Origin of the sequence: Idiomarina sp. ST20R2A10 (genome assembly GCF_051842345.1) — a bacterium.
Classification (GTDB): Bacteria; Pseudomonadota; Gammaproteobacteria; order Enterobacterales; family Alteromonadaceae; genus Idiomarina; species Idiomarina loihiensis.
Window position 1 is genome coordinate 1 of record NZ_JBNIEY010000043.1, and the last position, 275, is coordinate 275.

Consider the following 275-nt stretch of genomic DNA (forward strand, 5'->3'; position numbering starts at 1 on the left):
GCCGGAGAACGCCGCCCGCTCGCAGGCCGGCCGCGAGGCCGCGGCCGCACGCATGGAGGCCGCCGCGCGCGACTCTCTGCCGGCCGCGATCCTGTCCGAGCAGCTCGCACGCCGCGAGGGCAACTACGGCGGCCAGTCGAACGGGACGGGCGGGAACATCGAGAACTGGGCGAAGGAGACGGCCAAGCGCGTCGTCGGCTACAGCAACACCCAGTTCCCGAATGGTGTGTCGTGGCTCGACTACTTCGAGCTTCGATCGAAGGGCTTCTTCTTCG

Annotated in this window: 1 protein-coding gene; it reads left to right on the top strand. The window is 69.8% G+C overall.

Features of this window, described 5'->3' with window-relative positions; genetic code table 11:
* A partial coding sequence (locus tag ACP7H9_RS14260) for a hypothetical protein (protein WP_439222941.1) occupies positions 1-275 on the top strand: 275 nt, incomplete at both ends.